The organism is Streptomyces sp. NPDC000880 (assembly GCF_053599675.1).
Map to the genome: position 1 here is coordinate 201,335 of NZ_JBSFMS010000001.1, position 13,459 is coordinate 214,793.

Below are 13,459 nucleotides of genomic sequence, written 5' to 3' on the forward strand. Positions count from 1 at the left end.
TGCAAGATCTGGGCGGCCGGTTTGGCCGGCTCCTCGCAGAGCAGGCCCGGCACCCGGCGTCGCGCGGTGCCGGGCATCCCGCGTCAGCGGGGGTGACCCGGCTTGGCGTACGGAGACACTCCCCCAACTCGACGATGTGATCCATGAGATCAGTGTCCGGCATCGCCGCCGCAGGCGGGCGGCCTGAAGGTGGGTGCGCCGCTCCCAGGAGAAGCTCCCGCCTCGCGCACATTCATCAGCTGTCCGAGTGAGCTGACGCCGAGCTTCGGCTCCGACTCCCACTGAGCCGACTGGGCATGAGGTCCGGGCTCCGGAGCCCGGACTCGGCCATACTGCTTCAGAGTTGCCGGGCTACCGTGAGGAGACGCATGGCCGTCCCTGTGATTCTCGACTGCGACCCCGGGCACGACGACGCGTTCAACATCTTGCTGGCCGCCGCACATCCGGCGATCGAGCTGCTCGCGATCACCACGGTCGCCGGCAACCAGACGCTGGAGAAGACCACGCTGAACGCCCGGCGGGTGTGCACTGTCGCCGGTATCGAGGGGGTGCCGATCGGGGCCGGACGGGACCGGCCGCTGCACGGGACGGCGTCGGTGGCCGCCGGCATCCATGGGGAGTCGGGCCTGGACGGGCCGGGGTTCGGGGAGCCCACTGTGCCGCTGGATCCGCGGGACGGGGTCACCCTGATCCGGGACACCCTGCTCGCGCATCCGGTGCCGGTGACGCTCGTGCCGACCGGACCGCTGACCAACGTGGCGGCGCTGCTGCTCGGCCATCCCCGGCTGGCCGAGCGCATCGAGCGCATTGTGCTGATGGGCGGTTCGACCGGCCGGGGCAACACCACGCCCGCCGCCGAGTTCAACATCGTCTGTGACCCGGAAGCCGCCGACATCGTGTTCTCCAGCGGTCTGCCGGTCACCATGATGGGGCTGAACGCCAGTCACCAGGTGCTCGCCACGGACGATGTGGTCGCGCGGATCGACGCGCTCGGCACCCCGCTCAGCCGGCTCTGCACCGAGCTGCTGACCTTCTTCGCCGCCAGGTACCGGGACGTCTTCGGTTTCGCGGCGCCGCCGCTGCACGACCCGCTGACCGTGGCGCACATCATCGATCCGCAACTGGTCAGCCTCGTCTCCGCGTCGGTCGCGGTCGAACTGACCGGCACCCACACCCGCGGTGCCACCGTGGTCGACCTGGACGGCGTCACCGGCCACCCGGCGAACGCGCACGTGGGGATGGACGTGAACGTCCCCGCCTTCTGGAACCTGATCGTCGACGCGGTACGCACCCTGGGCGGCCACGGCCGTTCATGATCGGGAGGCGGGCTCGGCGCGGGTGAAGGTGCCCAGGCCGTCCTGATCGAGGTATTCGACGCGCACCTTTGCCGCGGGGCCGCGGTCGCCGACGGTGAAGGTGACGCCCGTGAGTCCGACCGCGTTCTCCCCCGTGGTGGCAAAGCTGAACGTGTCGCCGTCGTAGTGGGTGAGGCGGAACCGCATCGGTTTCGGCCCGAGTTGGAGGGTGAGCCCGTCCTGGCCCTCCTGGCCCGCAGTGACCACAAGCTTTCCGTAGTAGGCGCTCTCGTACGTACCGGTGTACGCGCCGTCGGCGCGGGCGGGCTTGGGGTTCGCGGGCGGATCGCCGTAGTTGGTAGGGGACTTGGCGGCCTGCTCCTCCTGCTCGTAGATCCCGGCGACCAGCGGCAGCCAGTCGGCGGTGGGCTTGCCGTTCTGGGCGATGTCGAAGAAGTCCAGGGCGACGGCGTCGGCCATGCCGACCGGTTGGCCGTTGGTGAGGACGACGATGCCGAGCTTCTCACCGGGCAGCATCGTCACATTGGTGTTGGCGCCGAGCGCGAAGGCGCCGGAGTGACTGAGGCGGAGCCTGCCCTGGTCGTCATAACTGACGTTCCAGCCCAGGCCGTAGAAGCCGGTGCGGCCGGCCGGGGCCGCCGGCGGCTGGGAGAGCGTCTCGGGCAGGTGGGTGTGTTCCAGGCTTTCGGCGTCGATGATCTGCCGGCCGTCGAGCTTCCCGTTCGCCAGCTGGAGCCGCAGCCACCGGGTCATGTCGCCGGCGGTGGAACTGACGCCGCCTGCCGGCGCCTGAGCGTCCGCGTCCCGTACGAACTTCGCCTGCCAGCTGCCGTCGACGGTCTTCACATGGGTGACGGCCTTGTCCGACGCTTTCTCGTAGTCGGCGAAGCGGGCGCTGGTGGACTCCATTCCGGCCGGCTTGAACAGGGTGTCGCCGCTGAGTTTCTCCCAGCTGACGCCCTTGGCGCGGGCGACGGCCTCCGCGGCCGCGGTGAGGCCGAAGTTGGTGTACGCGTAGCTCGCGCGGAACGGGTCGAGCGGCTCGTACTTCAGATGGCTCAAGATGTACGTACGGTCGTAGCCGAGGTCCTCCAGCAGATCGCCGGCGTGGTCGGGCAGGCCGCTGCGGTGCGAGAACAGATCCGCGATGGTGACATGGCTGGTCACCCATGGATCCTTGAGGGCGAAGCCCGGGAGGTGCCCCGCCACCGGTTCGTCCCAGCTGACGACCTTTTCCCCGACTGCCCCGGCGACGACGGTGGAAGCGAGCGGCTTCGACAGCGACGCGAGCTGGAACACGGTATCGGGCCCAACTTGCGCGGACTGGCCGATCCTTCGCTCGCCGAAGCCCTTGAGGTAGACCACCCGGTCCTGGTAAACGACGCCGACGGCCGCGCCGGGCACGCCGGTGCGCTTCATCGCGTTCTCGACGACACCGTCGAGCTTGCCGATGGCGCCGTCCACATCGGCCTTGGTGAGCTGGGGCGGAGGCTGGGGCGGGGGTGCCTGCGGAGCGGACGGTGAGGGTGACGGGCTCGGCGCGGCAGCGCCGGAAGACAGCGCCGTCGCCGCGGTCAGCAGCACGGCCAGACCCGATACGGCAAGCGAACGGCTTCTGCCCAGTCGTACGCCCTTCGCGGCATGCATACATTCCATTGAACGCCCGCGGTGGGACGTTGTCGCCCGCAGGCGTTCGGGCGCTTCAGGGCACGCGCATCGCGTACCGCGCCTACCGCATCGGCACCCGCAGCGTCACCTCCCGTCACGGCCAAGGAAGGCGGCGGCGGTACCGCTCCTCGCGCGCCTGCGGCATGCGGTGCAGAGACGCCGATACGGTCGCCACAAACCACCGCCTGGAGACCTCACTTCGCGGAGACACCGATGCAGATCGACCCGACCGACCCTGAGACGTTCGAAGCTGAGCCGGACGCCGACCTCGCCCCTCACCACGACGATCGCCTCTTCGGCTCCGACCCGGACTCGGCGAATGAAGCCGACCGCGTGGAACAGGCCCGTGTCGTCGAGCTGCACGACGACGAGTACAGATAGCGCTACGCGTCGGTGCGCAGCGACGACATGTCGCTGCGCCAGGCGGCGAGGAGACAGTCGGCGAGTCGGCTCTCAAGGTGGCCTGTCGCATCGATGCCGAATGCGATGTCGGCCTCCAGTTGGGGCTCCTCCCTCAGGAGGCCTCCGATGACCTCCCGCCGCACGACCTGCTCGTGCACCGCGTCGGCTTCAACGTGCTCGTTGTAGAAGAACTCCGCGGCGGGCCCGGCCCCTGTGCGGTTCATTGCGGCGGCCAGTCGCCTCGATCCGGGAGAGGAGGTGATTTCAACGGCGGCGAAGTGTCCCACCAGGGATCCGCGCAGGGCCCGGTGCAGACCGAACAGCGACATGAGGTTCACGGTGGCCAGCACCTGTGCTGAACCGGCGTTCACATAGTGGCCGTATGCCGACTCGAGGCCGAGATCGGTCATGAGGTCGGCAAAGAGTTGAGCGTGGACACGCTCCGCCCGTCCTCCGCCGTATTCGTCGAATTCCACGGCGGCCATTCCGGCCTTGGCGCGCCCCCACAGCCGCGGCAGTACCCAGGCGTGCGGATCGGCCTCCTTGAGGTGATAGAGCGAGCGTTGCGCCGCGTATTCGCGCACCTGCCACAGCTCTCCCTCGTCCTGGAGGAAATGCGAGACGCCGGTGCCGTTGACCGGCTCCACCAGAAGTTCCGCCAATGCGTCGTCCACGGTCTCGTGGCGGGTGGCGTCAGCTCGCAGTGCGTCAAGAAATCGGCCCTCGAGCACGGAACGCACGCCCAGGAGCGCCGGGTCCCATTCGAGTGCGGCATCGACCCCCGCAAAGCCGCGGTAATGGAGCTCGTAACTCACATAGAGAGCGAGCTGCAGATCGTCCCCGTAAGGGTCGGCCCTTTGCACGGCCGGGCTTCCGGGCAGCGTTGCATCTCCGCCGAGGTGGCGGATGACCGCCGTCGAGAGTTCACCACGCTCCTGCGGCAGCGCAGGTCCCTGCTGTTCCGTAGCCATATCCCCCCAGTACCCCACGATCGTCCCTTTATCGGGCGGATGCTCCACGCAGGTGGGTTCCTCGGCCAGAGCCGTCGCACCACCCGCGCAACGGGACAGGATGTGAAACGTGGAGCACCGCGAGCCGTGGATCATCTACGCCAACTTCCTGTCCGAGGTGGCCGTCGACCTGGCCTCCCACGAGGTGCTGGAGCAGTGGGCGGCACAGGCACCGCGCAAGATCTGGCTGGCGCGCCCCGGTGATGTGGTGGTCTCCCCTGTGCCGCTCAGCCAGGACTTCCGGCGTTACGCGGGGGAACTGCTGGGCGTGCCGTACGACTCCGTGGCCGTCGTGACCGTACCGGCGACGCCCGGTGTGCCGATGGCGGAGGCGGTCCGCCGGGCCGGGCTCATGGACGAGCTCCGGGCGCTGGTCGCCGGGCGGGAGGGGGCCAGGTTGCTGCCCACCGCACTGGACGTCCCTTCGGTCGCACTCGCCGCGGAGCTGGAGGTGCCGGTAGTCCCCTACGGTCCCGGCGGAGTGGGCACGAGTGCGCTGGTCGTGACGTCCCGGCTCAATACGAAGTCCGGCTTCCGCGCAGTCGCCCGTGACCTGGGGATGCGGCTGCCGCCCGGGCAGGTCTGCCGACGCGATCGGCTGACGCGGACGGTGGCCGAACTGGTGGCGCGCCACGAGCGGGTCGTGGTCAAGCCCGACCGCTCCGCCGGTGGTCACGGGGTGCGGTTCGTCTCTCGTACGGAGCACGCCGACGCGTCCTGGGAGCGGGACTGGGCGGCCGGCCTCGTCGGCGCCCCCGGGGACTGGGTGGTCGAGCAGTGTCTCGACGTGGTCCGGTCGGTCAGCATCCAGGTGGAGGCGTGCCCCGGCAGACCACGGCTGATGTTCAGCGGTGAGATGCGCACGTCCGGCGGATCCTTCACCGGCTACGTATCACCTCTCGAAGACATGGCGGAGGACTCCGCGAAGGAGCTGGAGCAGTGGGGCCTGGCCCTCGGGCGCTACCTGGCTCGGCAGGGGTACGCCGGCCCGTACGGACTGGACGCGATCCTCGCTTCGGACGGCAGGCTGTACGCCACGGAGAGCAACGTCCGTCGGACGGCCACCACCACCCCTCACGTCATGGTCGGCCGCCTCGGCCGCGCCGCCGGGCTGAGCTCCCCCGCTTGGCTGATCGCAAACGAGCGGTCCAGAGCCGCGTACGGATTCGCCGACGCCGTGAAACTCCTGCGGGCGGCAGGACTGGACTGGAATCCGGTCCGCAAGGAGGGGGTGATCCTGTACGCGGATGCTCCCGCGGACGGCGTGTCCTGGCGGTACGCGGTCATCGGTGCTGATTCAGCCAGGACGGCGGAGATCGAGGCGCGGCTGGTACGGGAGATGGAGCTGCTCCCGTGGTGAAGGGCTGTTCATCGACAGCCCTTGTCCCGATGTCGGTGGCTGGTGTCGCACCAGGGGTACGACCGGCTGCGCCGACATGCGCACAGCGCCACCATGAAGCGGTCCGACGTCGCGCTGCTCCCGTCGTCGAGCAGCACTTCGACGGGGCCTTCCACGAGCACCGGGCCGTCCTTCGTCACGGTGATGCGACGCGGCCGTTCACTGGGGTCGGTGGGCACGGATGATCACCAGCTCTTCCTTCTCCTGGCCGGGAGCGATCAGCCCCTGGTCCGCCAGCCACGCCGCCCGGGAGCGCATGACGGGCCCGAACGGTATCCAGCGCCGGTTGGTCACGGCCGTTTCGAGGCCGGTTCGCGCGAGGCGCTCCATGGTGGGCTCCACACCGCACACGACGGAGTGCACCAGCAGCAGCGCTCCGCCCGGCCGCAACTTGGCGGCGGCACCGGCGCATATCCGGTCGACCAGGGCCCTGCCGTCGCGGCCCGCGTCCCAGGCTCGGGCCGGTCCACCGCGCGGCGGGTGACCGCCGGGGGCGGGCACATAGGGCGGGTTCGTGACCATGAGGTCGAAGCGGCGGCCTGCGGCGGGAGCCAGCAGATCGCCGTGGAGCACTTCGACGTCGAGGCGGGCGAGGGCCGCGTTGAGCCTGGTGGCCAATACGGCTTGCCATGCCGTGTCGACCGCGGTCACCCGGGCCCCGCGACGCGCGGCGGCCAGGGCGAGCGCTCCGCCGCCCGTCCCGACGTCGAGTACGTCGGCGCCGGGCCTGAGCGGTTCCCGGTCCAGAGCTTCGGCCAGCAGAAAGGTGTCTTCCTGCGGCGGGTACACACCGGGCGGCACCACCGGCGGGCCACCCGCATCGCCTGTGTCACGAGACAGAGTCGTCATGGACCCCGGGTGCCCCATGAGCCGGAAAGATCACAGCGTGGGGAACATTTCGTTATCTATGCCGCGTACCGATGGCCTGCCCTCGGCGTGAGGGCAGGCCATCGGCAAGGCAGACCAGTTACGCAGGAGGGAACTCGTCCCGGGCGCCGCCCTCGTCCTGCTGCTGGCTCTGCTCCTGCAGTCGCCGAGCCTTCTCCTGGAGCCTCTGTCGCTCCTGCGGGTCGCTCGCGCGCTCCGCGGCCTCGGACAGCTGCTGGGCCTTCTCGCGCATCTGCTGCGCTCGGCCACGAGATTCGCCTGCGGCACTCATGAGTGGCTCCTTTTCGTAGGGAGAGCGGACAGATTCAGCGAATCAGGGACCCGCCGCGCTCGCACGTCGAACCGTCACCGTGTGTCACGCCACCCCCTCCACTTTTCCCGTCCGCGCCTTCGACGAGCAGCGGTTTACGCAGGTCAGGGCGCCCACCATGGGACTTGGCCTCCCCGAAGGGTGACGTCCCGCAGAGCCAGGAGGTCCCGGGGGCCGGCGACGCGCTGGAACACGATTTCGCCACCGGCTCGGGGTCGTCCACCAGCAGAGCGAGAGGCCGAACCGGGCGGTCACGGTGTCTCGCGCCGTCTCGGTGCCGCGTTCCACGAGGCGTACCACCATCGTCCTGCCCTTGCCGTACGCGGCGGTGTCGAGTGGGACCGCCGCGGCCTGGCCCCGCTGCGTGGACGCGGCCCGGGCCGCCTCGGCCGATCGAGTGTTCTGCCGACCGGACCGGTGCCCTTCCGTGCCCTACCGGGTACAGCGGCGCACATGACTCGAATCGAGCTCGCAAGCGCGGCGTTCAGCAACCACGAGGCGATCCCCCGCCACTACAGCGGGGAAGGGGACGATGTCTCGCCTCCCTTGACCTGGTCCGGGGTGCCGGACGGGACGGCGGAGCTGGTCCTGCTCTGCGAGGACCCCGACGCCCCGAGTGGGACGTTCCTGCACTGGCTGGTCACTGGTATCGCCCCGGAGAGTTCCGGTGTGGAGGAGGCCGGGACACCTCCCGGCGGCCGCGAGTGGCCCAACGGCTTCGGACGGGTGAGCTGGGGCGGGCCGATGCCTCCACCGGGTCACGGGGCGCACCGCTACTTGTTCCGGCTGTTTGCCGTGTCGGAACCGCTGCCCCTGCACGGCCACGTGTCGTCCGACTCCGTGCACCAGGCCCTCAGCGGGCGGGAGTTGGCCGCCGGCACACTGGTGGGCACGTATCAGCGCTGACGCGCCCACGCCGATGCGCGGCGCCCTCTCCATCAGACCAGCTCAGCGGTTTGTGCCTTGGCGATGAGCATGCTGACCAGATTTCCGGTCCGCGTCCGCGTGCTCGCGGTAGGCATCCAGGTCGTCGAGACCGTTCTCCACCTCCACGAGGTGCCCGTCGGCCTCCTCTGCCCCCGCCGGACCGGTGGCCGCCGACCCGCGGAACTCGGCCGCGGCCCGGTCCGTGGCGGCACGCCGGTTTCGCAGGTCGTTGTCGGACACGCAAGAGCCCGCCCACCGCGCGGCCGTCATCGTCCAATCACGGCAACTTGGGCGCCCATCGCCACGGTGGGCCTTCGGGCGATCCGGCACCCGCGCGGGGTTGTAAACCGGTCGCCGTCCGCGTCCGCGGCCAGCCCGAAACCGCTGTTTCGCGCGTTTCCTCTTGCGCGCAAAAAAGCCCCGGTCCGGTGAACGGGCCGGACCAGGGCTCTTCGGGCGGTGTCGGTCAGCGGACGACCGGTGGCGGCAGGAGGGAGGCGACGGACACGATCAGGGGATCCAGCTCACCGTTGCCGGCCTCGGCGTCGGCGATGAGCCGGGCGCGCATCCGCGGATCCCAGAAGGTCCGGATGTGCACGGCTATCTCCTCGGCCGCCGTGGCCGGGTCGCGGTGCCGGAACTGCACCGCGATTTCGTTGGCCAGCCGTATATGTGCGGAGTTCGGTGCGTTGGTCATGTCTCACTCCACAACGGCAGGGACGGGGACGGGAGCGGAAGGCGCCGAGGCGGCCTGCTTCAGCGCCACCTGAACCGCCGTCACCTTGTACTCGGGGCAGTTGGTCGCCCAGTCCGAGTTCTCGGTCGTCACCACATTGGCCCCGGTGATGGGGTGGTGGAAGGTCGTATAGACGACACCGACCGGCATCCGGTCATCGATCCTCGCCCGCAGACTGGTCTCGCCGACCCGGCTGGCCAGCGCCACCGTGTCCCCGTCCCGGATTCCGCGCACCTCGGCGTCGTGCGGGTGCAGCTCCAGCACGTCCTCCGTGTGCCAGGCCACGTTGCCGGTACGCCGGGTCTGCGCGCCGACGTTGTACTGGGACAGAATGCGGCCCGTGGTGAGGATCAGCGGGTACTTCCGGGTGCTGCGCTCCTCGGTCGGCACGTAGACGGTGTCCACGAACCGGCCCTTGCCCCGGACGAATCCGTCCATGTGCATGATCGGCGTGCCCTCGGGCGCCGCGTCGTTGCACGGCCACTGCACGCTGCCGACCCGGTCGAGCTTGTCGAAGGACACCCCGGCGAATGTCGGCGTGGTGATCGCGACCTCATCCATGATCTGCGCGGCGTTGTCGTACTTCATCGGGTACCCCATCGCCTGCGCGATCTCGCAGACGATCTGCCATTCGTGCTTGCCGGTCTTCGGCGCCATCACCGGCCGCACCCGGTTGATCCGGCGTTCGGCGTTGGTGAACGTGCCGTCCTTCTCGAGGAAGGATGTGCCCGGCAGGAAGACATGGGCGAACTTCGAGGTCTCGTTCAGGAACAGGTCCTGCACGACCACCAGTTCCAGCGCCGACAGCGCGGCCGAGACGTGGTGGGTGTTCGGGTCCGACTGGGCGATGTCCTCGCCGTGCACGAACAGCGCCCGGAAGGAGCCGTCGATCGCCGAGTCGAACATGTTGGGGATCCGCAGGCCCGGCTCCGACTGCAGGGTTCGGCCCCACAGTGTCTCGAAGACCGTACGCACCGCGTCGTCCGACACATGGCCGTAGCCCGGCAGTTCGTGCGGGAAGGAGCCCATGTCGCACGAGCCCTGCACGTTGTTCTGCCCGCGCAGCGGGTTCACTCCGACGCCTTCGCGGCCGATGTTGCCGGTGGCCATGGCAAGGTTGGCCATGCCCATGACCATCGTCGAACCCTGGCTGTGCTCGGTGACCCCGAGTCCGTAGTAGATCGCCGCGTTCGGGGCGGAAGCGTACAGCCGGGCCGCGGCCCGCAGCTCGTCGGCCGGAACACCGGTGATGTCGGCGACCGCCTCGGGGCTGTGCTCCGGGCGGGCGATGAACCGTTCCCACGTCTCGAAGTCCTCGCAGCGCTCCTCGACGAACTCGCGGTCCACCAGGCCCTCGGTGACCACCACGTGCGCGAAGGCGTTGACCAGCGCCACATTGGTGCCGGGCGCCAGCGCCAAGTGGTGCGCGGCCTCGATGTGCGGGGAGCGCACCAGGTCGATACGCCGCGGGTCGGCGACGATGAGCTCGGCGCCCTGCCGCAGCCTGCGCTTCATGCGGGACGCGAACACCGGGTGCCCGTCGGTCGGGTTGGCGCCGATGACCAGGATGACGTCCGCCTTGGACACGGACTTGAAGTCCTGGGTGCCGGCGGAGGTGCCGTAGGTCTGCTTGAGGCCGTAGCCGGTCGGCGAGTGGCAGACCCGGGCGCAGGTGTCCACGTTGTTGTTGCCGAAGGCCGCGCGGACCATCTTCTGGACGGCGTAGACCTCTTCGTTGGTGCACCGGGAGGAGGTGATGCCGCCGATCGAATCAGCGCCGTGCTGTGCCTGGATGTCGAGCATGCGCCGGGCCACATGGCCGATGGCCTCCTCCCACTCCACCTCCCGCCAGGGGTCGGTGATCCGCTCGCGCACCATCGGCTTGAGCCGGCGGTCGGGGTGGGAGGCGTAGCCGAAGGCGAACCGGCCCTTGACGCACGAGTGGCCCTCGTTGGCCCCGCCGTCCTTGTACGGGACCATCCGTACGACCTCGTCACCGCGCATCTCGGCCTTGAAGGAGCAGCCCACACCGCAGTACGCGCAGGTGGTGATCACGCTGCGGTTCGGCATACCCAGTTCGACCACGGAACGCTCCTGGAGCGTGGAGGTCGGGCAGGCCTGCACACAGGCACCGCAGGACACGCAGTCGGAATCCATGAAACTGCCGCCCGCGCCTGCCGCGACCTTGGAGGCGAAACCCCGGCCCTCGATGGTCAGGGCGAAGGTGCCCTGCACCTCGTCGCAGGCCCGTACGCAGCGGGAGCAGGAGATGCACTTGCTCGCGTCGAAGTCGAAGTACGGGTTGGAGCTGTCGGTGGGCTCGTCGAGGTGGTTCTCACCGTCGAAGCCGTAGCGGACCTCGCGCAGACCCACGACCCCGGCCATGTCCTGCAGTTCGCAGTCGCCGTTGGCGGGACACGTCAGGCAGTCCAGCGGGTGGTCGGAGATGTACAGCTCCATGACGCCGCGGCGCAGTTCGGCCAGCTTGGGCGTCTGGGTGCGTACCTTCATACCCGGCGCGACCGGCGTGGTGCACGACGCCGGGGTGCCTTTGCGGCCGTCGATGTCCACCAGGCACAGGCGGCAGGAACCGAAGGGTTCCAGGCTGTCGGTGGCGCACAGTTTGGGGATGTCGACACCGGCCTCGGCGGCGGCACGCATCACCGAGGTGCCCTCCGGAACCAGCACCTCCTTGCCGTCGATCTCCACGGCCACGGCTGCCTCGCCCGGCCGCGCCGGAGTACCGTAATCCGGCTCCTTGATCAGGCTCATCGCCTTGCCTCCGTCGTCGCTGCGAAGTCTGCGGGAAAGTGCTCCAGGGCGCTTTTCACCGGCATCGGGGTCAGCCCGCCCATCGCGCACAGCGAGCCCTCGGTCATCAGGTCGCACAGGTCGTTCAGGAGTACGAGGTTGGCCGACCGCTCCTCGCCGGCGACGATCTTGTCGATCACCTCGACGCCGCGGACCGCTCCGACCCGGCAGGGGGTGCACTTGCCGCACGACTCGGCGGCGCAGAACTCCATGGCGAACCGGGCCTGCCCCGCCATGTCCACCGTCTCGTCGAAGACGACCACACCGCCGTGTCCGACCATCGCGCCCGCTGCCGCGAACGCCTCGTAGTCCATGGGCAGTTCAAACCGCGACGTGGGCAGATACGCCCCGAGCGGCCCGCCGACCTGGACCGCGCGCACCGGCAGCCCGGACCGGGTCCCGCCGCCGTACCCCTCGACCAGTTCGCCGAGCGTGACGCCGAAGGCCGTCTCGACAATGCCGCCGCGGGCGATGTTGCCGCCGAGCTGGAAGACCTGCGTGCCCCGGGAGCGGCCGGTGCCGAGGTCCGCGAAGGCCTTCGCGCCGCCGGCCAGGATCATCGGTACGGAACCGAGGGTGAGGACGTTGTTGACCACGGTCGGCTTGCCGAACAGGCCTTCCAGCGCCGGGATCGGCGGCTTGGCGCGGACCGTGCCGCGTTTGCCCTCCAGGCTCTCCAGCATCGAGGTCTCTTCGCCGCAGATGTACGCGCCCGCGCCGACCCGGACGAACAGATCGAAGCCGAAATCCGAGCCGAGGATGTTGCCGCCGAGCCAGCCGTGCTCGTACGCCGTCGCGATCGCCGCCCGCAGGGTGGCCACCGCGTCCGGGTACTCCGAGCGCACGTAGATGTAGCCCTCACTGGCGCCGACCGCGAGGGCGGCGATGGTCATGCCCTCGATGAGGGTGAACGGGTCGCCCTCCATCAGCATGCGGTCGGCGAACGTACCGCTGTCGCCCTCATCGGCGTTGCAGCAGACGAACTTCAGCTCCGACTCTGCCTGTTGGACCGTCTTCCACTTGATGCCGGCCGGGAAGCCCGCGCCGCCGCGGCCACGCAGCCCGGACTCGGTGACCTCGGTGACGATCTCCTCCGGGGTGAACTCCTCCAGGGCGCGCCGCAGGCCCGCCAGGCCGCCGTGCGTGACGAAGTCCTCGGCCGAGAGCGGATCGATGACGCCGACTCGGGCGAAGGTGACCCGGGTCTGGTCACGGAGCCAGCCGATGTCCTCGGTAGGACCGAGACACAGGGCGTGCCCGGCTCCGTCGAACATGCCGGCGGCCACCAGGCCGTCGACGTCCTCGGGTGCCACGGGGCCGTACGCGATCCGGCCGGCCGGGGTCGCCACCTCCACCAGGGGCTCCAGCCACAGCATCCCGCGGGAGCCGTTACGGACCAGATGCACCGTACGGCCCGCCCCAGCGGCAGCCTCGGCGATCCGGTCGGCGACCTCGTCGGCGCCCACCGAGCGGGCGGCGGAGTCACGGGGTACATAGACCGTCACAGGGGTGCTCATGCGTCCACCTCCAGCAGGGCGTCCAGCCGCTCCGGGCCGACCCGGCCGTACAACCGCCCGTCGACCTCGATCGCAGGGCCGGTGGCGCAGTTGCCGAAGCAGAACACCTGCTCCAGGGTGACCGCCCCGTCGGGGGTGGTCTCGCCGAAGGAGATCCCGAGCCGTTCGCGGGCGCGGTCCGCAACCGGCACCCCGCCTACCGCCTGGCACGCCTCCGCGCGGCAGATCCGTACGGTTCTGCGTCCCGGCGGGCTCTGGCGGAAGTCCTCGTAGAAGGTGACGACGCCGTACACGTCGGCCCTCGACAGGTTCAGTTCGGTGGCGAGGACCGGGATCACCGCCGGATCGACGTACCCCAGTTCTTCCCTGACGGTGTGGAGGATGGGCAACAGGGCACCACGGTCGCCGCGGTGCTCCGCGACGATCGAGCGCACCCGATGCTCCAAGGACTGCTCCGACAACGGCGCCATGACCC

At 69.7% G+C, this 13,459-nt stretch carries 14 protein-coding genes; 4 read left to right on the plus strand and 10 right to left on the minus strand.

Annotated elements, in window-relative coordinates; translation table 11 throughout:
- Positions 1 to 368: 368 nt before the first annotated feature.
- Entirely contained in the window at positions 369 to 1,316 is a 948-nt protein-coding gene (locus tag ACWDO5_RS00795) for a nucleoside hydrolase (protein ID WP_450527198.1), read from the plus strand.
- Here the strand turns inward: ACWDO5_RS00795 and ACWDO5_RS00800 are convergent.
- A complete protein-coding gene (locus ACWDO5_RS00800; RefSeq protein ID WP_450527200.1) occupies positions 1,311 to 2,963 on the minus strand; it encodes a serine hydrolase in 1,653 nt (550 codons plus the stop codon). The genes ACWDO5_RS00795 and ACWDO5_RS00800 overlap by 6 nt on opposite strands.
- A gap of 234 nt (positions 2,964 to 3,197) precedes the next feature.
- Here ACWDO5_RS00800 and ACWDO5_RS00805 point away from each other — a divergent pair, with 234 nt between their 5' ends.
- Positions 3,198 to 3,365, plus strand: coding sequence for a hypothetical protein (locus tag ACWDO5_RS00805; protein ID WP_450527201.1), 168 nt, complete (start codon positions 3,198 to 3,200; stop codon positions 3,363 to 3,365).
- Positions 3,366 to 3,367: 2 nt separating this feature from the next.
- Here the strand turns inward: ACWDO5_RS00805 and ACWDO5_RS00810 are convergent, their stop codons facing one another.
- Positions 3,368 to 4,357, minus strand: a complete 990-nt coding sequence (locus ACWDO5_RS00810) for an iron-containing redox enzyme family protein (RefSeq protein ID WP_450527203.1) — start codon at positions 4,355 to 4,357, stop codon at positions 3,368 to 3,370.
- Positions 4,358 to 4,466: 109 nt separating this feature from the next.
- On the opposite strand from ACWDO5_RS00810, the gene ACWDO5_RS00815 reads away from it, so the two are divergent.
- Positions 4,467 to 5,756 carry a preATP grasp domain-containing protein gene (locus tag ACWDO5_RS00815; protein WP_450527205.1) on the plus strand — a complete coding sequence of 430 codons (1,290 nt, stop codon included), beginning with the start codon at positions 4,467 to 4,469 and terminating at the stop codon, positions 5,754 to 5,756.
- An 8-nt stretch (positions 5,757 to 5,764) separates the two neighbouring features.
- Here the strand turns inward: ACWDO5_RS00815 and ACWDO5_RS00820 are convergent, their stop codons facing one another.
- The 3 genes from ACWDO5_RS00820 to ACWDO5_RS00830 form a co-directional block, all read right to left on the minus strand.
- Positions 5,765 to 5,974, minus strand: coding sequence for a CDGSH iron-sulfur domain-containing protein (locus ACWDO5_RS00820; protein WP_450527206.1), 210 nt, complete (start codon positions 5,972 to 5,974; stop codon positions 5,765 to 5,767).
- Positions 5,955 to 6,644 (minus strand): HemK2/MTQ2 family protein methyltransferase, encoded by a 690-nt coding sequence (locus tag ACWDO5_RS00825; protein ID WP_450527208.1) that lies wholly within the window; start codon positions 6,642 to 6,644, stop codon positions 5,955 to 5,957. The genes ACWDO5_RS00820 and ACWDO5_RS00825 overlap by 20 nt, the downstream gene beginning before the upstream one ends.
- A gap of 118 nt (positions 6,645 to 6,762) precedes the next feature.
- Entirely contained in the window at positions 6,763 to 6,954 is a 192-nt protein-coding gene (locus ACWDO5_RS00830) for a DUF6381 family protein (RefSeq protein WP_450527210.1), read from the minus strand.
- 492 nt (positions 6,955 to 7,446) lie between these two features.
- Between ACWDO5_RS00830 and ACWDO5_RS00835 the strand changes: the two genes are divergently transcribed.
- Complete coding sequence (locus tag ACWDO5_RS00835; RefSeq protein WP_450527211.1) at positions 7,447 to 7,899, plus strand: YbhB/YbcL family Raf kinase inhibitor-like protein; 453 nt, start codon at positions 7,447 to 7,449, stop codon at positions 7,897 to 7,899.
- Positions 7,900 to 7,941: 42 nt separating this feature from the next.
- Here ACWDO5_RS00835 and ACWDO5_RS00840 read toward each other — a convergent pair whose 3' ends face one another.
- From ACWDO5_RS00840 to ACWDO5_RS00860, 5 genes are all read right to left on the minus strand, one after another.
- A complete protein-coding gene (locus tag ACWDO5_RS00840) occupies positions 7,942 to 8,160 on the minus strand; it encodes a nitrate- and nitrite sensing domain-containing protein (protein ID WP_450527213.1) in 219 nt (72 codons plus the stop codon).
- 226 nt (positions 8,161 to 8,386) lie between these two features.
- Positions 8,387 to 8,617, minus strand: coding sequence for a formate dehydrogenase subunit delta (locus tag ACWDO5_RS00845; RefSeq protein WP_450527215.1), 231 nt, complete (start codon positions 8,615 to 8,617; stop codon positions 8,387 to 8,389).
- 3 nt (positions 8,618 to 8,620) lie between these two features.
- Positions 8,621 to 11,428: a formate dehydrogenase subunit alpha gene (gene fdhF, locus ACWDO5_RS00850; protein WP_450527217.1), complete on the minus strand. Its 2,808-nt coding sequence runs from the start codon at positions 11,426 to 11,428 to the stop codon at positions 8,621 to 8,623.
- Entirely contained in the window at positions 11,425 to 12,984 is a 1,560-nt protein-coding gene (locus ACWDO5_RS00855) for a formate dehydrogenase beta subunit (protein ID WP_450527218.1), read from the minus strand. The genes fdhF and ACWDO5_RS00855 overlap by 4 nt, the downstream gene beginning before the upstream one ends.
- Entirely contained in the window at positions 12,981 to 13,454 is a 474-nt protein-coding gene (locus ACWDO5_RS00860; RefSeq protein WP_450527220.1) for a formate dehydrogenase subunit gamma, read from the minus strand. Before ACWDO5_RS00860 ends, ACWDO5_RS00855 begins: the two co-directional genes overlap by 4 nt.
- Positions 13,455 to 13,459 lie beyond the last annotated feature (5 nt).

Bases quoted from the DNA above. Each gene is read 5' to 3' on its own strand.
- ACWDO5_RS00825 (WP_450527208.1), bottom strand. From the start codon at position 6,644: ATGACGACTCTGTCTCGTGACACAGGCGATGCGGGTGGCCCGCCGGTG.
- ACWDO5_RS00855 (WP_450527218.1), bottom strand. From the start codon at position 12,984: ATGAGCACCCCTGTGACGGTCTATGTACCCCGTGACTCCGCCGCCCGC.
- ACWDO5_RS00860 (WP_450527220.1), bottom strand. From the start codon at position 13,454: ATGGCGCCGTTGTCGGAGCAGTCCTTGGAGCATCGGGTGCGCTCGATC.
- ACWDO5_RS00835 (WP_450527211.1), top strand. From the start codon at position 7,447: ATGACTCGAATCGAGCTCGCAAGCGCGGCGTTCAGCAACCACGAGGCG.
- ACWDO5_RS00810 (WP_450527203.1), bottom strand. From the start codon at position 4,357: ATGGCTACGGAACAGCAGGGACCTGCGCTGCCGCAGGAGCGTGGTGAA.
- ACWDO5_RS00830 (WP_450527210.1), bottom strand. From the start codon at position 6,954: ATGAGTGCCGCAGGCGAATCTCGTGGCCGAGCGCAGCAGATGCGCGAG.
- ACWDO5_RS00795 (WP_450527198.1), top strand. From the start codon at position 369: ATGGCCGTCCCTGTGATTCTCGACTGCGACCCCGGGCACGACGACGCG.
- ACWDO5_RS00805 (WP_450527201.1), top strand. From the start codon at position 3,198: ATGCAGATCGACCCGACCGACCCTGAGACGTTCGAAGCTGAGCCGGAC.
- fdhF (WP_450527217.1), bottom strand. From the start codon at position 11,428: ATGAGCCTGATCAAGGAGCCGGATTACGGTACTCCGGCGCGGCCGGGC.
- ACWDO5_RS00845 (WP_450527215.1), bottom strand. From the start codon at position 8,617: ATGACCAACGCACCGAACTCCGCACATATACGGCTGGCCAACGAAATC.
- ACWDO5_RS00800 (WP_450527200.1), bottom strand. From the start codon at position 2,963: ATGCATGCCGCGAAGGGCGTACGACTGGGCAGAAGCCGTTCGCTTGCC.